The organism is Streptomyces sp. NPDC048290 (assembly GCF_040652095.1).
Lineage (GTDB): Bacteria > Actinomycetota > Actinomycetes > Streptomycetales > Streptomycetaceae > Streptomyces.
Genome location: NZ_JBEZLM010000006.1, coordinates 81,121 through 99,598 on the forward strand (window position 1 = coordinate 81,121; position 18,478 = coordinate 99,598).

An 18,478-nucleotide genomic window follows, 5' to 3' on the forward strand; every position below is an offset into this window, starting at 1 on the left:
GCATGTCGTACCCCATGCCTAACCTGGGAGCATGGACGTGAACGCGGCGGTTGCCGCAGCGGCAGCGATCGCCGGTGTGCTCACCGGCGTCATCGCCATGCTGGCGTTCCGCTGGAGCGAGCGCGACCTGAAACGCCCGACCCGCACGTCCCTGCACACCGACCCGGTCCTCCCGCCCGGCGTGGACACGGTGCTGTCGGTCCTCCGCTCCTCCGCCGTCGTCCTCGACGAGGGCGACGCCGTGGTCAAGGCCAGCTCCGCCGCCTACGCCCTGGGACTGGTGCGCGGCGGCAAGCTCGCCGTCGAACCCATGCTCCAGATGGCCCGGGACACCCGCCGCGACGGAGAGATACGCCAGGTCGAACTCGACCTGCCTCGTCGTGGCACCGGCCGCGGCGAGGCCCTCGCCGTCTCCGCCCGGGTCGCCCCGCTCGGCTCCCGGCTGGTCCTGCTGCTGGTCGAGGACCTCACCGAGGCCCGCCGCATAGAGGCGGTCCGGCGCGACTTCGTCGCCAATGTCAGCCATGAGCTGAAGACCCCGGTCGGCGCCCTCTCCCTGCTCTCCGAGGCCGTGATGGACGCCTCCGACGACCCGGAGGCCGTGCAGCGGTTCGCCGGGCGTATGCAGATCGAGGCGACCCGGCTGACCAATCTGGTGCAGGAGCTGATCGACCTCTCCCGGGTGCAGAACGACGACCCGCTGGAGGACGCCGAGCCGGTCCGGGTGGACGAACTGGTCGCCGAGGCCGTCGACCGCTGCCGCCACGCGGCCGGTACGAAGCAGATCACCATGGCCGCCGGCGGCACCGCCGAGCTGCATGTCTGGGGCAACCGCGGCCAGCTCGCCGCCGCCCTCGGCAACCTGGTGGAGAACGCCGTCAACTACTCGCCCGCCCGTACCCGCGTCGGCATCGCCGCCCGCCGGGTGGGCGCCTCGGGCGGCGACGCCATCGAGATCGCCGTCACCGACCAGGGCATCGGCATCTCCGACAAGGACAAGGAGCGCATCTTCGAGCGCTTCTACCGCGTGGACCCGGCCCGCTCCCGTGCCACGGGCGGCACCGGTCTGGGCCTCGCGATCGTCAAGCACGTGGCCGCCTCGCACGGCGGGGAGGTCACGGTGTGGAGCTCCGAGGGACAGGGCTCCACGTTCACCCTGCGGCTGCCGGAGGCGGGAGCCGCCCGCGACCGGGCCCAGCATCAGCGCCCCGCTCTCGACGACGAGGCCGGGCAGCCCGCAGGAACGTCCCACGCCCGATCCCACTCACCCCTGTCATCCCCCGACTCAACCGCGTACCAGACGCTTTCCGCCCCGGAGGTCCTTCCGTGACCCGAGTGCTCGTCGTCGAGGACGAGGAGTCCTTCTCCGACGCCCTGTCGTACATGCTCCGCAAGGAGGGCTTCGAGGTCGCCGTCGCGACCACCGGGCCCGACGGACTCGACGAGTTCGAGCGCAACGGCGCCGATCTCGTCCTCCTCGACCTGATGCTGCCCGGCCTGCCGGGCACGGAGGTCTGCCGCCAGCTGCGCGGCCGGTCCAATGTCCCCGTCATCATGGTGACGGCCAAGGACAGCGAGATCGACAAGGTCGTCGGGCTGGAAATAGGAGCCGACGACTATGTCACCAAGCCGTTCTCCTCGCGCGAGCTGGTGGCCCGTATCCGGGCCGTCCTGCGCCGCCGCGGGGAGCCCGAGGAGGTGGCGCCCGCCGCCCTGGAGGCCGGCCCGGTCCGGATGGACGTGGACCGCCATGTGGTCACCGTCGCCGGTTCCAAGGTCGACCTGCCGCTCAAGGAGTTCGACCTCCTGGAGATGCTGCTGCGCAACGCGGGCCGGGTGCTGACCCGGATGCAGCTCATCGACCGCGTCTGGGGCGCCGACTACGTCGGTGACACCAAGACCCTTGATGTGCACGTCAAGCGGCTGCGCGCCAAGATCGAGCCGGACCCGGGCGCCCCGCGCTACCTGGTCACGGTCCGCGGTCTCGGCTACAAGTTCGAGCCGTAGACCGCACCGGCGCGACGCACGGAAAAGGGCGGGCCCTCCACCAAGGAGGCCCGCCCTTCCCGTATGCCCTGTGCCCGTACGACGCTCAGTGGCCCGCCGGGGTCTCCTCCGAGGCGGACGCGGAGGCCGCGTCGGTCGGCGTGTCGGAGGCGCCGGACTCGGCCGAGGACGCTTCCTCGCCGGGCGCGTCCGATGCCTCGCCGCCCGCTTCCTCGTCACCCTCCTCGCCCGCCGCGCCACTCGGCGAGGAGGACGGCGAGCCGGACGGGGAGGTGGACGCCGACGGGACCGAGCTGGGACCCCAGCCGGCGAAGAAGCTCTCGGAGGGCACCACGAACGCCTGGAGCCCGACCTGCCCGGTGCTGCTGAAAGTGAAGGTGACCTGCTGCGCGTCCCCGTCGGTCAGCCCCGCGCCGTCGGCGATCACCGCGGAGGCGTTGCCCTCGCCGCCGATGATCACCGAGCCGCCCGCCGGGACGGTCAGCGGACCGCTGCCGCTCGCGGGGGAGATCTTGGCGTCGCCGTGTCCCTCGACATTGATGGAGTCGAGGGTCTGGGCCGAGCGACCGTCGTTGAACAGGGTCGCCGAGACCACGGCCGGACCGGAGGCACCGGACTCGGGCTGGGTGATCACGACGGCGTTCTGGATCTTGATGTCGCCGACGCTGGTGGCCGCGTTGTCCGGCCTGATCTGCAGGGTCTGCGAATTGTTTCCGGCGCCGCAGGCGGCGAGCGTGGCGATCGAGAACGCGAGGGCGGAAGCGGCGAGGGCGCCGCGTCGAAGGCTGCTGCTCACGGCGGCGGCAACTCCTTGAACGCAGGGGCGGCATTCCTGGTGACTGCCGCCCTAAGGATCTGTCAGCGGCCTTAGGTTACCGAGCCGTTCCCGCCGGGCCGCACCCGACCCTCCCCCCGGCCTGTCCGGGTCGCTCGCGAAGCCGTACCCGGCGCCCTTCCCGCGCCCCTTTCGGAACGCGTCCCGCCACCCGTGAGCCCCGTCCGTAACGCGCCCGTCGCCCGCAACTCGTCCGCCATTCACATAAGCCCTCCGGTAAGCCCTGAGGACATACCGGCGCGCATATCCGGGCGCCCCGCGCGGCAATTTCCCGGGGAAGGGAAACCGGTCCCGAAACGGGCCCGGAAACGGCCCCCGAAACCGCCCCGGAAACCCGTCATGGGGGCCCAGGTCGCCGACCGGCCGCCGGACCCGCCGGAAATTGATCACCGTGTGTCTTGACCGGGCCCTGTGATCAATTCCGGAATCGTCTCGTACACGACCTGCCGTACCGAACGGAGTAGCGGAAGTCGAGCACTTGAAGGCGGACATATGCGGACGTTCAGCCGCTTCGCGGGGCCGCTGGATGTGTGTAACGTGCGCGTTTCTCTTGTCCCGGAGAACCCCTCCGACCTGCGAATACCCCGTTCCGGGGGCCCGCCGCAGCACGTTCCGGTCGCTGTTGTCAAGCCCCGAGATATGCCCTGACCTGCGAAAACGCCATTCAGAACCCGCCGTTTCCGTGTTACCCTGGATAGCCACGGAAGGGGTACCTGTCACATGACGTTCAAGGTTGGCGACACCGTGGTCTATCCCCATCACGGGGCCGCGCTGATCGAGGCCATCGAAACTCGCCAGATCAAAGGCGTGGACAAGACCTACTTGGTGCTGAAGGTCGCCCAGGGTGACCTGACGGTACGTGTGCCAGCGGACAATGCGGAGTTCGTCGGCGTGCGTGATGTGGTCGGTCAGGACGGGCTGGACCGGGTCTTCGAGGTGCTGCGCGCACCGTATGCCGAGGAGCCCACGAACTGGTCCCGTCGCTACAAGGCAAACCTGGAGAAGCTCGCCTCCGGCGATGTCATCAAGGTCGCGGAAGTCGTGCGTGACCTGTGGCGTCGTGAGCGTGAGCGTGGACTGTCCGCCGGTGAGAAGCGGATGCTCGCCAAGGCCCGCCAGATCCTGGTGAGCGAGCTGGCTCTCGCGGAGAACACCAACGAGGACAAGGCCGAGGCGCTGCTCGACGAGGTCCTCGCCTCCTGACACCCGGGCACCGAGCCCGACGGGTCAGCCCACACACCGAAATGCCGCGGTGCCCGATGACGTCTTCACCGTCGCCGGGCGCTGCGGCATGTTCGTACCCGGACGCGTCCGGACCGAGAGCCACCTGCCGGGCGATCACCGGGGCCCTCCCGCACCAACCCGCGGAACACCCACGATCACCGCTGTCACCGGCATACACGCCGTACGCCGGGGGATTTCTCCCCCGGTACTGTGCGTGCCGGGCTCGGGCAGCCGCCTCGACCAGGGTCACGGAAGGGTCCGGTCAGGGGCGTGTGCCCGGCACGATGTGGCCATACCCAAGTAGGCCGAGCACACAAACCTGACAGGAACCGATGTCTGACGTTTCGCGCCCTTCGCCCTCCGGAGTCCGTACCGCCGCGGTCATCCCGGCCGCCGGCCGGGGAGTACGGCTCGGTCCCGGCGCGCCCAAGGCGCTGCGCGCGCTGGGCGGCACCCCGATGCTCATCCACGCCGTCCGGGCGATGGCCGCCTCCAACCATGTCTCCCTGGTGATCGTCGTCGCCCCGCCCGAGGGGTCCGCCGAGGTCAAGTCGCTGCTCGACGCGCACGCGCTGCCCGACCGCACCGACTTCCTGGTCGTCCCCGGCGGCGCGACCCGCCAGGAGTCCGTGAAGCTCGGCCTGGACGCCCTGCCCCCCGGCTACGGCGTCGTCCTGGTCCATGACGCGGCCCGCCCCCTGGTCCCGGTGGACACCGTCGACGGCGTGATCGAGGCCGTGCGCGGCGGCGCCCCCGCCGTCGTCCCGGCGCTGCCGCTCGCCGACACCGTCAAGGAGGTCGTGCCCGGCACGGTCCCCGGCGAGCCCGAACCGGTGGTCGCCACGCCCGAGCGGGCCCGGCTGCGCGCGGTGCAGACCCCGCAGGGCTTCGACCGGGACACCCTGGTCCGCGCCCATGACACGGTCACCGGCGAGGTCACCGACGACGCCAGCATGATCGAACAGCTCGGCCTGGGCGTGGTGGTCGTCCCCGGCCACGAGGAGGCGTTCAAGGTGACCCGCCCCCTGGACCTGGTGCTCGCCGAGGCGGTCCTGGCCCGTAGGAGGCTCAACGATGGCTTCTGAGCCCGCCGCCGCGCCCCCGCTGCCCCAGGTCGGCATCGGCACCGACATCCACGCCTTCGAGGACGGCCGGGAGCTGTGGTGCGCCGGGCTGAAGTGGGAGGGCGAGGGCCCCGGCCTCGCCGGGCACTCCGACGCCGATGTCGTCGCGCACGCCGCCTGCAACGCCCTGTTCTCCGCCGCCGCCCTCGGCGACCTGGGCCAGCACTTCGGCACCGGCCGCCCCGAGTGGTCCGGCGCCTCCGGCGTGACGCTGCTGACCGAGGCGGCCCGGATCGTCCGGGCCGCGGGCTTCACCATCGGCAACATCGCCGTCCAGGTGGTGGGCCCCCGTCCGAAGATCGGCAAGCGCCGCGACGAGGCCCAGAAGATCCTCTCCGCGGCGGTCGGCGCCCCCGTCTCCGTCTCCGGCGCCACCACCGACGGCCTCGGCTTCCCCGGCCGCGGGGAGGGCCTGATGGCCGTCGCCACCGCCCTCGTCGTCCGCGCCCCCTGACCGCCCCACCCGCCGTTCCCCCGTACGGCGCCACCCATCACCCCCCGCCCACTACCCTGGACCCGTGACTATTCGCCTGTACGACACCAGCGCCCGGCAGATCCGTGACTTCACCCCGCTCACGCCGGGCCATGTCTCGATCTACCTCTGTGGTGCCACCGTGCAGGCGGCCCCGCACATCGGCCATATCCGCTCGGGCCTGAACTTCGACATCCTGCGCCGCTGGTTCGCCTACCGCGGCTATCAGGTGACGTTCATCCGCAATGTCACCGACATCGACGACAAGATCATCCGGAAGTCCGCCGAGCAGGGCCGCCCCTGGTGGTCCATCGGCTACGCGAACGAGCGCGCCTTCAACAGCGGCTACGAGGCGCTCGGCTGCCTCCCGCCCACCTACGAGCCCCGCGCCACCGGCCACATCACCGAGATGATCGAGATGATGCGCGGTCTGATCGAGCGCGGCCACGCCTACGAGGCCGACGGCAACATCTACTTCGACGTCCGCTCCCTGCCCGGCTACCTCTCGCTGTCCCGGCAGGACCTGGACGGGCTGCGCCAGCCCGCCGAGGACGGCGAGACCGGCAAGCGCGACCCGCGCGACTTCGCCATGTGGAAGGCGGCCAAGCCCGGCGAGCCCAGCTGGGAGACCCCGTGGGGTCGCGGCCGTCCCGGCTGGCACCTGGAGTGCTCGGCGATGGCCCACAAGTACCTGGGCTCCGCCTTCGACATCCACGGCGGCGGCATCGACCTGATCTTCCCGCACCACGAGAACGAGATCGCCCAGGCCCGCGCCTACGGCGACGACTTCGCCGCCTACTGGGTGCACAACGCCTGGGTCACCATGAGCGGCGAGAAGATGTCCAAGTCGCTCGGCAACTCGGTGCTGGTCAGCGAGATGGTCAAGGCATGGCGCCCGATCGTCCTGCGCTACTACCTGGGCACCCCGCACTACCGCTCCACCATCGAGTACAGCGAGGAGGCCCTGCGCGAGGCGGAGTCCGCGTTCGCGCGGATCGAGGGCTTCGTGCAGCGCGTGGTGGAGCTGTCCGGCGGCCCCGTCGAGCCCGCCACCGAGGTGCCGCCCGCCTTCGCCGAAGCCATGGACGACGACCTCGGGGTGCCGCAGGCGCTCGCCGTCGTCCACAACACCGTCCGCCAGGGCAACAGCGCGCTGGCCGCCGACGACAAGGAGAGCGCGGTCGCCCGGCTCTCCGAGGTCCGCGCCATGCTCGGCGTGCTCGGCCTGGACCCGCTGGACCCCCAGTGGGCCGGGGAGACCGACCGGGGCGAGGATCTGCACGGCGTGGTCGACAGCCTCGTCCGGCTGGTGCTCGACCAGCGGGAGGCGGCGCGCGGACGCAAGGACTGGGCGACCGCCGACGCCATCCGCGACCGGCTGAACCAGTCCGGGCTGGCCATCGAGGACGGCCCGCAAGGCCCGCGCTGGACCCTCGGCCCGCGCTGACCACCATCCCCCCAGGTGCCGTCCGCCCCCGTGGACGGCACACTGCACAGACGTACGCAGTACTCACTTTCCTAGGCAGGTAGATCATGGCCGCTAACAACCGCCGCATGTCCGGCAAGAAGGGCGCGCAGGTCGGCAGTGGCGGCCAGCGACGCCGGGGTCTGGAAGGCAAGGGCCCCACCCCGCCCGCAGAGATGCGCAAGGGCCACGCCAAGCAGCGCGCGGCGCAGTCCAAGGCCCGCCGTGCGACCGGCCGCGCCCCGCAGCGCCGGGGCGGCGGTCGCGGCACCTCCGAGCTGGTCGTCGGCCGCAACTCGGTCGTCGAGGCGCTGCGCGAGGGCGTCCCCGCGACGATGCTGTACGTCCAGCAGTTCATCGACAACGACGAGCGGGTGCGCGAGGCGCTCCAGCTCGCCGGTGAGCGCGGCGGCATCCACCTGATGGAGGCCCCCCGCCCCGAGCTGGACCGCATGACCAACGGACTCAACCACCAGGGCCTGGTCCTCCAGGTGCCGCCCTACGAGTACGCGCACCCCGAGGACCTCGCCGCCGAGGCCGCCGACGCGGGCGAGGACCCGCTGATCGTCGCCCTCGACGGGGTCACCGACCCGCGCAACCTCGGCGCGGTCGTCCGGTCCGTCTCCGCGTTCGGCGGCCATGGCGTCGTCGTGCCCGAGCGGCGGGCGGCCGGGATGACGGCCGGGGCGTGGAAGACCTCGGCGGGCGCGGCGGCCCGTACGCCGGTCGCCCGCGCGACCAATCTGACCCGGGCGCTGGAGGCGTACAAGAAGGCCGGGATCGTGGTCGTCGGGCTGGCCGCCGACGGTGAGGTCGAGCTGGGGGACCTGGAGGCGCTGGGCGGGCCGGTGGCGATCGTCGTCGGCAGCGAGGGCAAGGGCCTGTCCCGGCTGGTCGGCGAGACCTGCGACTACCGGGTACGGATCCCGATGCCGGGCGGCACCGAATCACTGAACGCCGGGGTCGCGGCGGGGATCGTGCTGTACGAGGCGGCGCGGCGCCGGAGTTGAGCGGTGCGCGGCGCCTGAGTCGAGCGGGCGGATGCCGGTGGGCGGGAACGGGCGTGCGTCCCGCCACCCGTACGGGTCCATTCCGGCGTCCGTCACAGGCTTGACGGGGTCCGGACAGATCCGGCAGGTCAAAGCAGTGTCCTCAACGCACGTCACTCGGTTAGATGAGTGTGGACACCAGAACACCCCGCACACCCACGGGGGACCGCTCGTCGGGGTTCAGCTCCGGATTCGGCTCCGGGCTCGACGACGCTCCCGCGCTGAGCATGGTGAAGGTGCCGAGCGATCCGGCGCAGGTCATCGTCAATCACGCCAGCTTCCGCGTGCAGTTGGGCGCCTCCTCACGGCGCCCCCAGCCGCCGCGCGGCACGCGGCCCGCAGGCGATGCCACGGCCCGCGTCCCCGCCGCCGGCGCCGCGGGCAGAGCCGCCGCTCCCGGCGCCGCCGCCCGGCGCCGCCCCGTCGTCTGGAGCGGCCGTTCGGCCCCCGACGACACCGGCGCCCACCGTCTGCTCCAGGCCGTACGCACCGCGGGCGTCCGCCACCCCGACGAGCCCCTCACCGACACCGGCTCGACCCAGGTCATCCCGCGTGTGCAGGCACCCGCCGGATACACCGGGTACGAGCCCTACGACGAGGACGAACTGATCCAGACCGTCGAGACCCCCGTGGTCGGCGCCCAGCGCACCCACGGCGGCGACGGCACCCGGCTGCTGCCCCATATGCGCACCGTCGGCAGCGTCGACGACGAACCCCCTTACGACGAACCCCCCTACGACGAACCCGCCTACGCGGACCGGGACTTCGGGGACGACGACACCACCGGCCCGGAGACCACCGCCGAGACCCGTCTGCGACGGCAGGGCGACGACCCCGCCCGGCACGCCTACTACCCCGGCCGCCGGATGAACCTCGGTGTCGTCCTCCTCCCGCTGCGCATCTTCCTCGGCTTCATCTCCATCTACGCCGGGATGGGCAAGCTCTGCGACCCCGTCTACTTCGACGGCGGCGAACGCGGCTCCATGGTGAAGTGGCTCAACACCCTGCACCCCTGGCAGGTCGCCGAACCGCTGCGCCAGTTCGCCCTGGAGCACCCGGTCGGCGCCGGTCTGGTGATCGCCTTCCTCCAGGTCATCGTGGGCGTGCTCACGGTGCTGGGCTGCTGGCAGCGGGTGGCGGCGGTGGGCGGTGCGCTGCTCTCCGCGGCGCTGCTGGTCACCGTCAGCTGGAAGAGCGTCCCGGTCTACGACACCCCCGACATCATCTATCTGGCCGCCTGGTCGCCGCTGATCATCGCGGGCGCCCCCGTCTACTCCGTGGACGGCCGCCTCGCGGGCAGCGCCTGGCGCCGCCTCGGCCCCCGGGCCGACCTGTGGGACCTGCGCCGCTACGTACTGCGCCGCGGCGCCCTGATCACCGCCATCGTCGTCGGTCTGACCCTGCTCGTCGGCTCGCTGCTCGGCGGTGCCGTGCGGGACGCCGACCGGGTGGTCGTACCGGGTCCGGGCGAGGCCCCGCGCAATGAACTGCCGGGTACGCCGCTGCCGGGCGAGTCCGGTGAGCAGCAGGCCAGCGGCTCCCCGTCGACGTCCTCCTCGGCCCCGACGCAGGGCGCCACCTCGGCGGCGCCCACGGCGGGGGCGGCCACGACGCCGGGCGCCACGCAGGACACCGGCGCGGTGAACGGGGGCGCGCCCAGCCAGACGCAGGGCGCGGGCGGCGGCGAGGCACCGGCCCAGGAGCCGACGCCGCAGCAGCAGGCGCCCAGCACCTCCACCGGCCCCGCGTCCGGCGGCCCGGCGGGCGCCCCGCCCGAGAGCACGTCCGGCGCCCCCGGCGGCGCCCCCGCCGAGGGCTCCTCCTCCTCGTCCGGCCAGCCCGGACTGGTGGGCGGCCTGTTGGGGTAGAGGGGCCGGTGGGCGACCTCCTGGACCCGCCCTCCGGCTGACCAACACGGCGACACGATGGACGACGGCTCTATCGGCCCCGCGACCCTTGATGGGGGGACGCGGGGCCGATTTTTGTGTGTCGGCGCTTCCGCTGTCCGCGGCTGCCTTTTCACGCGGGGGAGGCGGCGCCTTAGGGGGCGCTGGGAACTGCGCGATCAACCACGATGATGGGAAAGCCCGCGACGCACAGTACTCGGCACCCCGATCCCGTCAACGCCCAAGCGCGGCAAGCTCCTTCGCGGCCTCGCTCAAATCCTTCGCCGTATCGATGGCCCGCCAATACGCCCCCTGCGGAATGGGAAATCCCGCGAGCCGCCGTTCCCGCGCGAGATAGGGAAACGTGGTCCGCTCGTGGTCCCCCCGCTCCGGCAGCATCCCGGCGAACTCCGGCGCGAAAACATAAACCCCGGCATTGATCTCGTACTGCGTGGGCGGTGCTTCGATGAAGTCGGTGATGTGCCCGAAGCCGTCGGTCTGCACGGCCCCCCAGGGAATGCGCGGGCGGGCGAGCGCGAGGGTGGCGACGGCGTCGCGCTCGGCGTGGAAGCCGGCCATGTCGCGCAGCGAGAAGCGGGTCCAGATATCGCCGTTGGTGGCGTACCAGGGCTGGTCGGGGTGGGGCAGCCGGGCCGCCGCGAACTTGAGGCCGCCGCCCCGGCCGAGCGGCTCGGTCTCGACGGCGGTGGTGACCCGGACGGGCAGTTCTGTGCTGTCCAGCCAGCGCTGGAGGACGTCGGCGAGGTGGCCGCAGCTGATGACCACGTCGGTGACGCCCTCTTCGGCGAGCCAGGTGAGCTGGTGGCCGATGATCGGCGTCCCCGTCCCGGGGATCTCGACCATCGGCTTGGGCCGGTCGTCGGTGTAGGGGCGCAGCCGGGACCCCTGGCCGCCGGCCAGCACGACGGCCTGTACGGGGCGGGAGGGGGTGGCGGGGCTGGGATCGGTCATGCCCGCACTGTACGGGGCGCTCCCGCGCGGTACGGGGCGCCTGTGGGGTACGTGGGACGGCGTCACAGCGGAGGGCGCTGTGACGCCGTATGTGTGGGTGTGCGCTGTGAACGGGCCGGGCCCGGGTGGGGTCAGCCGTGGGCGGCGATGACGCCGGTGGCGTACGCGGTGTCGCAGACGGGGCGGGCGAAGGACTGGGCGCGGGTGGGGCCGTAGATCTGGACCGCGGCGCGGCCCAGGGCGCGGGCGATGGACGCGCAGTGCTTGGCGAGCGAGGGACGGCCGTCGACGGCCTCCTGGAGATGGGTCAGGGCGATGCCCGGGTCCTTCTCCTGGACCTCCGCGAGCAGCTTGTCCCGGAGCACCTCGTGCGGTGCGCGCGGGGCGGCCGGCTTGGCGTCGGAGACAGAGGCGTCGGCGGCGGTGAGCACCGGGCCGCCGGCGGGGCTGCCCGACCAGCTGACACGGGTGACCGCGAGGGTCCCGGAGAGCACCAGGACGACGGGCAGGACAAAGGCGAGGGAGCGGCCGATCCGGCGGGCGGGTCCCCGGCCGCGGCGCGTCGCTTCGTAGGTGGAGTGCTTCACGGAGTGCTTCACGCGAGTGAGGGTAGCGCCCGGTGATGATTTGGCGACATTTAGTCACCAATTTGGGGGATGAATTGGTGCCTCTTTCTGGGTACGGGGTTGACGTACGATGATCGAAATGTCTCGTATGCCGGGGTATTTGTCGGTCGTGTGAGCGAACGGAAAAGACCCCGCAGGGGGTTTGCGGGGTCTTTTCCGTCAATGTGTGGTGCGGGGCCCGCCGGTGTGGTGCCGGGTGGCCCGGTTTGACCTGCTGCGTTGTGCGGGTGGCGGCCCGGTCAGTCGGAGAGGCGGGCGCCGGTGGAGGTGGAGAAGACGTGGCTCTCGCCGGCGCGCGGGACGACGTTGAGCTGGCTGCCCTTCTCCGGGACGTCACGGCCGTTGACGCGGACCACCAGGTCCTTGGAGGTGTCGCCGAGCTTGGCGGTGCCGTAGACGTAGGCGTCGGCGCCGAGTTCCTCGACGACGTTGACCGTGACGGCGAGGCCCTGGTCGGACTCGCCACTGGCCACGTCGAAGTGCTCGGGGCGGACGCCGACGGTGACCGTCTTGTCGGTGGTGGCGGAGAGCGCGTCACGGTCGACCGGGACCACGCTGTTGCCGAACTTGACGCCGCCGTCGGCGATCGGGACCTCGACCAGGTTCATGGCGGGCGAGCCGATGAATCCGGCGACGAAGAGGTTGGCGGGGCGGTCGTACATGTTGCGCGGGGAGTCGACCTGCTGGAGCAGACCGTCCTTGAGGACGGCGACCCGGTCGCCCATCGTCATGGCCTCGACCTGGTCGTGGGTGACGTAGACGGTGGTGATGCCCAGGCGGCGCTGGAGCGAGGCGATCTGCGTACGGGTGGAGACGCGGAGCTTGGCGTCCAGGTTGGACAGCGGCTCGTCCATGAGGAAGACCTGCGGCTCACGGACGATGGCCCGGCCCATGGCGACACGCTGGCGCTGACCGCCGGAGAGCGCCTTCGGCTTGCGGTCCAGGTACTCGGTGAGGTCGAGGATCTTCGCGGCCTCCTCGACCTTCTGCCGGATCTCCGCCTTGTTGACGCCGGCGATCTTCAGGGCGAAGCCCATGTTGTCGGCGACGGTCATGTGCGGGTACAGCGCGTAGTTCTGGAACACCATGGCGATGTCCCGGTCCTTCGGCGGCAGGTGGGTGACATCGCGGTCACCGATGCGGATGGCGCCGGCGTTGACGTCCTCGAGCCCCGCGAGCATGCGGAGCGAGGTGGACTTGCCGCAACCGGACGGGCCGACCAGGACAAGGAACTCGCCGTCCTCGATCGCGATCTCCAGCGCGTCGACGGCGGGCTTTGTGGAGCCCGGGTAGATCCGGGTCGCCTTGTCGAACGTGACAGTGGCCATGGCTGTGAAGCCCCCTTCTACCGGCAGGAACGTGCCGGACGATCCGTTGTGGAAGGTGGAACGCGGCCCGTCGCGTGGCGCGCATGGGCCGGATGTGGACGGTACCTCCCGTTCACCTGTTCTGTCAGTAGTCCTGGGGCTGTGAACTTCGCGGAAATTTTCGACGGGGGCGGGGTCTGAGGTGGGTACACTGCGGGGGCGCGGGCGTTACACGCCCGCGTGCGCCTCCTTAGCTCAGCTGGTCAGAGCGCCGCTCTTGTAAAGCGAAGGTCGTCGGTTCGAATCCGACAGGGGGCTCCGCTCTTGCCCTTGCCGACCAGCGGGTCTGGTCGGTGGGCGCTCCTTTCGGCCTCGGGCTTCTCGTCCGGGGCCGTTGGCGTGTGGGGCCCCGCGACCAGGCGCTCACGCCCGTCGGACCCTCCACAGCCACGTCGTCGGGATGAACAGCAGCGCGGCTATCACCAGGTTGGTGACGAGGGCCCCGGTCTCGGACACGGGGGTCTCGACGAAACGGTTCAGGGCGGCGATGAGCGCCATCGGTATCACCGCCGCGAGCATCACGCCGGTGATCTTCTGGACGGCGGTCCAATGGACCGAGGTGCACAGGAGCACCGCGCCGGTGATCCGTAGCAGGCCGCCGACGAGGGAGCCCTCGTCGTTCGGGAAGATCACGGCCATGGGGAGGGCCAGGAGCAGCAGGAGGATCGGGATCGACGGGTGTACCTTGCCGCGGCGCCTCGGGGGCGGGGTCGGGGTGGGGGGCTGCTGGGTGCCCGCCTCCGTCAGGGCCGTCGACGCGATCGTGCGCGGGTCGCCCAGGTCCGCGAGGATCTCCGTGAGGGGGGTGTCGGGGCGTTCGGCGCGGGTCACCTCGATGTGTTCGGCGAGGTCGGCCAGGAGTTCCTGGCGGCGGTCGGCGGGGAGTACGGAGGTCTCCCGCTCCACGGCGGAGAGGTAGTCGCGTACGGGGTCGGCGGTGGTCTTCATACGGGGTCTCCGGTGGGGTGGTACGGGGCGGCCAGGAAGGCGTCCACGGCGTCGCGGAAGCCGGGCCAGACGCGGGTGAACTCGTCGAGTGCCGCTCGGCCGCTGTCGGTCAGCGCGTAGTAGCGACGAGGTGGTCCGGAGGCGGATTCCTGCCAGGTGGTGGTGACCAGGTCGTCGCGGCGCAGCCGGGAGAGCAGCGGGTAGACCGTGCCCTGGCTGGTGGCGAGGGCGCCGGACTCCTCCAGTGCCTGGAGGAGTTCCACGCCGTAGCGGGGGCGGTCCCGCATCAGGGCGAGTACGCAGTACTCCAGGACCCCTTTGCGTAGCTGGGTCGCCGCGCGGGCCTGCTTGGCCGCATCACCTGGTTCCATGCGATGCAAGATACCTGGTCGGGCAAGTGGTGGAGACAGGGGGGTGTCTAGATGTGTTTCGAAGGTGGGTTCGCCCGGAGGGGGAGGGTGTCGAAGGTGTGGTCTGCCCACAGTCGGCGGGACGGCTCCTCCGGGTACGGCGTCGTCCTGCCCGGGGTGTCCAGGACGCGGGTCCGGCGGGTCCCGGTGTCGTACGGCGGCCAGCCCGGCGTGCCCTCCTCGGCGAACGCCGTCCACGCCGAGCGGAACTGTGCGGAGACCTCCTCCGCCTCCGGGGTCGGGGTCAGTCCGAACAGGTCGGCGATGCCCTCGTACATGCCGAAGGTGAGGGGGACGTCCAGGCCGTGGCAGGCGCCCAGGGTGCCGTCGTCGGCCGGGGCGGGCCAGGTCAACTCGTAGACGTACGACCGGCCGCCGCCCCTCGTGTGGGCCTCCGCCAAGTGGAGCGAGGGCATACGGAACGTCCAGTCGGACTGGACCAGCACGTACAGCTCGTCCTCGGTGGCGTCGGGGTAGGCGGCGCGGTAGGCGGAGTTCGGGGAGGGGCCTGGGCCGAACCGGTCCAGTGTCGTGCGCGCCGATGCCGCCGCGATCGGGCTCCGTCCCTTCTGTTCCGTCCTCAGGGCGTGGAACAGGCGGAACTCGTCCCGGGTGTGGCCGGTGAGCAGGGGGACGTCCCTGGCCGCGCCTGCTGCCAGAGCCCGCCACGGCGCCTGGGGCAGGACCTCGCCGTCCACCACCGGGGAGAACGGGGTCAGTGTGTGCGCCACCACGCCCCAGCGGTCGTGGTGGTCCGTCATCGACGGGAGCAGCGCGGCGCTGGTCATGGCCAGTTCGTGCGGGTCCACTGCGGCCAGCGCGGCGGCCGTGGGGGGCAGGTCGAGCGGTGCCACCAGGGCGGACGCGATGTCACTGGCCAGCTCGGGGGAGAAGAACGTACCCGGCACGCTCTGTGCGACCGCCCGCTGGAAGAGGCCCTTCGCGTCCGGCATCACCAGCAGCGCCGCCACCGAACCGGCGCCCGCCGACTCGCCGAAGACCGTGACCCGCTCCGGGTCGCCGCCGAACCCGGCGATGTTCTCCCGCACCCAGCGCAGCGCGGCGACCTGGTCCAGCAGGCCCCGGTTGGCGGGGGCGTCGGGCAACTGGCCGAAACCCTCCATCCCGACCCGGTAGTTGAGGGTCACGATCACCTGGTTCCGCTGCCGGGCCAGCCGTCGGCCGTCGTAACCGGCGGAGAAACCGGCCGCGTAGGCGCCGCCGTAGATCCACACCATCACCGGCCGCCGCGCCGCCGGGTCGGGCGCCGGGGTCCACACGTTCACCGTCAGCCAGTCGTACGAGGCCGGCGGCGGCAGTGGGAACGGGGGGCCCAGGGGGGTCTGCGGGGGCGGTGGGCCGAACGCGGTGGCGTCCCGGACGCCGTCCCACGGGACGGGGGGCAAGGGGGCCGTGAAGCGGGCCTCGCCGACCGGGGGGCGGGCGAACGGCACGCCCCGGAACACGGCGAGGTCGTCCTCGTTCCGGCCGCGCACCGCGCCGGACGCTGTGCGGACGATGGGGGAGGGGGCGCTGGTCACTGCGGGCTCCTTCGTGTGTGGGGCACGGGAGGGCGTCAGCGGCGGATCAGGCCCAGGGTTGTCGCCGTGGCCACGGCCGCCGTACGGGAGTCCACGTCCAGTTTGGTGTACACGCGGGCCAGATGGGACTTGACGGTGCCCTCGGTGAGGTGGAGCCGGTCGGCCACGGCCTGGTTGGACAGGCCCTCGGCGACCAGGGTGAGGACGTCCGTCTCCCGGGGGGTGAGGGCGGTGGCGGGGGTGCGGAGGCGGATCAGGAGGCGTTCGGCGACCGCCGGGGCCAGCGCGGTGCGGCCCGCGGCGGCGGTCCGGACGGCGGCGGCCAGCTCCTCGGGCGGGGCGTCCTTGAGGAGATAGCCGGTGGCGCCCGCCTCGATCGCGGGCAGGGTGTCGGCGTCGGAGTCGTAGGTGGTGACGATCAGGACGCGGGGGGCGCCGGGGCGGGCGGTGATGGCGGCGGTGGCCTCCGCGCCGCCCATTGCCGTGCCGGTTGCCGTGCCCATCGCCGTGCCGGTCGTCGTGCGTGTGCCGCCGCCTCCGCCGAACCTGAGGTCCATCAGGACCACGTCGATGTCCCCGGCCGCCGCCCGCTCGACGGCCTCCTCGGCGGTGGCGGCCTCGGCGACGATCGTGAGGCCCGGCTCGGTCTCCAGTACCGCGCGCAGTCCGGCCCGCACCACAGGGTGGTCGTCGGCGAGGAGCAGCCGGATGGACGGTGGTGGGGTGGAGGGCGGCGAGGTGGTGCCGGGGGGTGGGTTTCCTTGCGGGTTCATGGGGCGTCTCCGGGCGGGGTCATGAGCGGGCCGTCTCCTGGAGCGGTCGCGTAGGAGCCGTCTTCGGGAGTGGGCGCATGTGAGCCGTCTCCCCGAGCGGTCGTGTAGGGGCTGCCTTCCGGAGCGGGCACATACGCGCCGCGCCGCGCCGCGCCCCGATCACGATCACGCCCACCCCTCCGCCCCGTTGCCGGCGCCAGCGCCCGCGCTCGCCTCCGGCACAGGAAGGACCGCCCTCAGTGCCGTGCCCTGGCCGGGGGCCGACTCTATGGTCAGCGTGCCGCCCAGGGACTCCGCGCGGGCGCGCATCGCCGAGGTGCCGAAGCCGCCGTCCGGTGAGGCGGGCGGACGGGCGGCGGGGTCGAAACCGGTGCCGTCGTCGGTGACGGTCAGGGTGACGAGGGCGGCGGTGTAGCCGAGGGTCAGGTCCGCGGTGGTGGCCCGCGCGTGCCGGACCGTGTTGGCGAGGGCGGACTGCGCGATCCGCAGCAGGGCCACCTCATGGGCGGTCGGCAGGGGCACGGGGTCGCCCGTGACGCGGGCCCGTGCGCTGAGCGGATGCCGGGCGGCGGTGGTCGCGCACAGTCGCTCCAGGGAGCCCGCGAGGGTGCTGTTCTCCAGGGCGGGCGGGGTGAGCGCGGCGACGAAACGGCGGGCCTCGGCGAGATTGTCCATCGCCGTCTGCCGGGCCTGGCCGACATGGCGGGCGGCGGTGTCCGGCCGGTCCGGCAGCGCCCGCTCGGCGGCCCGCAGCAGCAACTGGACGCTGGTCAGCCCCTGGGCGAGGGTGTCGTGGATCTCCCGGGCGAGGCGTTCGCGCTCGGCCAGCACACCGGCCATGTGCTGGGCGGCGGCGAGATCGGCGCGGGTGGCGGTCAGCTCCTCGATCAGCCGGCGGCGCCGCTCGCTCTCCTGGTACAGCGCCTGGTACCCCCACACCACCGCGACCGCGACGGCCGCGCCCAGCGCGGGCCCGATGACCATCGCCGCGGCGAACGAGTCCTGGTGGGCGGCGAACCCGGCGACGGCCGCGCCCGCCGTCGCCGACACCGCGGCGAGTCCGGCCCGGCGGGAGAGCAGATGGAGCTGGAGGAAGTAGAGCGGGAAGGCCACCCAGACGGCGTCGGCGGACAGCGCCAGCAGCACCAGCCAGACCGCGCCCACACCCGCCAGCCACAGCGCCGCCGCCCGGCGGGACCGGCCGACCGGGGGCAGCAGCGGGCCGACCGCGTAGGCCAGCCCGCACAGCGCGGCCACCGCGACGACCGCCCCGGCGTGCGACTGCCCGTCGGCCACCGCCCGTACGGCGGTCAGCGCGAGCAGCCCGACGACCAGCAGGTGCAGACACCAGGTCAGGGCCCGGGTGACGGGCGGTACGGCGGCGGCTGGGCCGGAGACGGCGGCGGGGGCGAGGTTCACGGTGCTTCCTGGGTCGCGGGCCTTCCAGGGTAAGGAAGCCGCGGGCGCCCCGGCCTCTGTCGAAAGGTGCAAACCGCGGGGGGTCTTTCGGCCCGCCGGTTCCCCTCCCCCGCCAGAAGCGCGGCCGGGGCGGGGGCGGGGAGGGTGAGCAGGGCCATGGGGGAGCACCAGCGCGGTAGGAGCCTCAGGGCCCTGGCGCCGCACCCGCACACAGCGCATCCGTACACAGCGCATCCGTACACAACGCACCCGTACACAGCGCACCCGCACACAGCGCACCCGCGCCCAACCCATCCGTGCACCACGCACCCGCACGAAAACCGCACCCGTACACACCCCCCCCAACAGCAGAAAGGCAGG

At 72.4% G+C, this 18,478-nt stretch carries 17 protein-coding genes and 1 tRNA gene; 9 read left to right on the plus strand and 9 right to left on the minus strand.

Annotation, left to right across the window (positions count from 1 at the left end; genetic code table 11):
• Nucleotides 1-31 precede the first annotated feature (31 nt).
• Together AB0D49_RS11860 and AB0D49_RS11865 are read left to right on the plus strand one after the other, a co-directional pair.
• Nucleotides 32-1,330 carry an ATP-binding protein gene (locus AB0D49_RS11860; protein ID WP_362754847.1) on the plus strand — a complete coding sequence of 433 codons (1,299 nt, stop codon included), beginning with the start codon at nucleotides 32-34 and terminating at the stop codon, nucleotides 1,328-1,330.
• Nucleotides 1,327-2,007 carry a response regulator transcription factor gene (locus tag AB0D49_RS11865; RefSeq protein ID WP_362754850.1) on the plus strand — a complete coding sequence of 227 codons (681 nt, stop codon included), beginning with the start codon at nucleotides 1,327-1,329 and terminating at the stop codon, nucleotides 2,005-2,007. Before AB0D49_RS11860 ends, AB0D49_RS11865 begins: the two co-directional genes overlap by 4 nt.
• A gap of 85 nt (nucleotides 2,008-2,092) precedes the next feature.
• On the opposite strand, the gene AB0D49_RS11870 is transcribed toward AB0D49_RS11865, so the two are convergent.
• A complete protein-coding gene (locus AB0D49_RS11870; RefSeq protein WP_362754853.1) occupies nucleotides 2,093-2,803 on the minus strand; it encodes a DUF461 domain-containing protein in 711 nt (236 codons plus the stop codon).
• Nucleotides 2,804-3,562: 759 nt separating this feature from the next.
• Between AB0D49_RS11870 and AB0D49_RS11875 the strand changes: the two genes are divergently transcribed.
• The 6 genes from AB0D49_RS11875 (at nucleotide 3,563) to AB0D49_RS11900 (ending at nucleotide 10,044) form a co-directional block, all read left to right on the plus strand.
• Complete coding sequence (locus tag AB0D49_RS11875) at nucleotides 3,563-4,045, plus strand: CarD family transcriptional regulator (RefSeq protein WP_003953493.1); 483 nt, start codon at nucleotides 3,563-3,565, stop codon at nucleotides 4,043-4,045.
• Between the two features lie 353 nt (nucleotides 4,046-4,398).
• Nucleotides 4,399-5,151 (plus strand): 2-C-methyl-D-erythritol 4-phosphate cytidylyltransferase, encoded by a 753-nt coding sequence (gene ispD / locus AB0D49_RS11880; protein WP_362754856.1) that lies wholly within the window; start codon nucleotides 4,399-4,401, stop codon nucleotides 5,149-5,151.
• On the plus strand, nucleotides 5,141-5,644 hold the full coding sequence (gene ispF, locus AB0D49_RS11885; RefSeq protein ID WP_362754859.1) for a 2-C-methyl-D-erythritol 2,4-cyclodiphosphate synthase: 504 nt from the start codon (nucleotides 5,141-5,143) through the stop codon (nucleotides 5,642-5,644). The genes ispD and ispF overlap by 11 nt, the downstream gene beginning before the upstream one ends.
• A 64-nt stretch (nucleotides 5,645-5,708) precedes the next feature.
• Nucleotides 5,709-7,109, plus strand: a complete 1,401-nt coding sequence (gene cysS / locus AB0D49_RS11890) for a cysteine--tRNA ligase (protein WP_362754862.1) — start codon at nucleotides 5,709-5,711, stop codon at nucleotides 7,107-7,109.
• A gap of 86 nt (nucleotides 7,110-7,195) precedes the next feature.
• Nucleotides 7,196-8,137, plus strand: coding sequence for a 23S rRNA (guanosine(2251)-2'-O)-methyltransferase RlmB (gene rlmB / locus AB0D49_RS11895; protein ID WP_362754865.1), 942 nt, complete (start codon nucleotides 7,196-7,198; stop codon nucleotides 8,135-8,137).
• Nucleotides 8,138-8,301: 164 nt separating this feature from the next.
• The gene (locus AB0D49_RS11900) at nucleotides 8,302-10,044 is read left to right on the plus strand and encodes a DoxX family membrane protein (protein WP_362754868.1); all 1,743 of its coding nucleotides are present in this window, start codon (nucleotides 8,302-8,304) and stop codon (nucleotides 10,042-10,044) included.
• A gap of 252 nt (nucleotides 10,045-10,296) precedes the next feature.
• On the opposite strand, the gene AB0D49_RS11905 is transcribed toward AB0D49_RS11900, so the two are convergent.
• The 3 genes from AB0D49_RS11905 to ugpC all read right to left on the minus strand — a co-directional run bounded on the left by AB0D49_RS11905 (nucleotide 10,297) and on the right by ugpC (nucleotide 12,988).
• A complete protein-coding gene (locus AB0D49_RS11905) occupies nucleotides 10,297-11,034 on the minus strand; it encodes a nucleotidyltransferase family protein (protein ID WP_362754871.1) in 738 nt (245 codons plus the stop codon).
• Nucleotides 11,035-11,165: 131 nt separating this feature from the next.
• Nucleotides 11,166-11,621, minus strand: coding sequence for a hypothetical protein (locus AB0D49_RS11910; protein WP_362755780.1), 456 nt, complete (start codon nucleotides 11,619-11,621; stop codon nucleotides 11,166-11,168).
• Nucleotides 11,622-11,899: 278 nt separating this feature from the next.
• Nucleotides 11,900-12,988: a sn-glycerol-3-phosphate ABC transporter ATP-binding protein UgpC gene (ugpC, locus tag AB0D49_RS11915; protein ID WP_362754874.1), complete on the minus strand. Its 1,089-nt coding sequence runs from the start codon at nucleotides 12,986-12,988 to the stop codon at nucleotides 11,900-11,902.
• 223 nt (nucleotides 12,989-13,211) lie between these two features.
• Between ugpC and AB0D49_RS11920 the strand changes: the two genes are divergently transcribed.
• Nucleotides 13,212-13,285 (plus strand) — tRNA-Thr (locus AB0D49_RS11920).
• Between the two features lie 105 nt (nucleotides 13,286-13,390).
• Here AB0D49_RS11920 and AB0D49_RS11925 read toward each other — a convergent pair.
• The 5 genes from AB0D49_RS11925 to AB0D49_RS11945 all read right to left on the minus strand — a co-directional run bounded on the left by AB0D49_RS11925 (nucleotide 13,391) and on the right by AB0D49_RS11945 (nucleotide 18,118).
• Complete coding sequence (locus AB0D49_RS11925) at nucleotides 13,391-13,975, minus strand: hypothetical protein (RefSeq protein ID WP_362754877.1); 585 nt, start codon at nucleotides 13,973-13,975, stop codon at nucleotides 13,391-13,393.
• On the minus strand, nucleotides 13,972-14,346 hold the full coding sequence (locus AB0D49_RS11930; protein WP_362754880.1) for a PadR family transcriptional regulator: 375 nt from the start codon (nucleotides 14,344-14,346) through the stop codon (nucleotides 13,972-13,974). Before AB0D49_RS11930 ends, AB0D49_RS11925 begins: the two co-directional genes overlap by 4 nt.
• Before the next feature lie 47 nt (nucleotides 14,347-14,393).
• A complete protein-coding gene (locus AB0D49_RS11935) occupies nucleotides 14,394-15,926 on the minus strand; it encodes a carboxylesterase family protein (protein WP_362754883.1) in 1,533 nt (510 codons plus the stop codon).
• A 35-nt stretch (nucleotides 15,927-15,961) separates the two neighbouring features.
• On the minus strand, nucleotides 15,962-16,699 hold the full coding sequence (locus tag AB0D49_RS11940) for a response regulator transcription factor (RefSeq protein WP_362754886.1): 738 nt from the start codon (nucleotides 16,697-16,699) through the stop codon (nucleotides 15,962-15,964).
• 165 nt (nucleotides 16,700-16,864) lie between these two features.
• Nucleotides 16,865-18,118 carry a sensor histidine kinase gene (locus tag AB0D49_RS11945; RefSeq protein WP_362754889.1) on the minus strand — a complete coding sequence of 418 codons (1,254 nt, stop codon included), beginning with the start codon at nucleotides 18,116-18,118 and terminating at the stop codon, nucleotides 16,865-16,867.
• Between the last annotated feature and the right edge of the window lie 360 nt (nucleotides 18,119-18,478).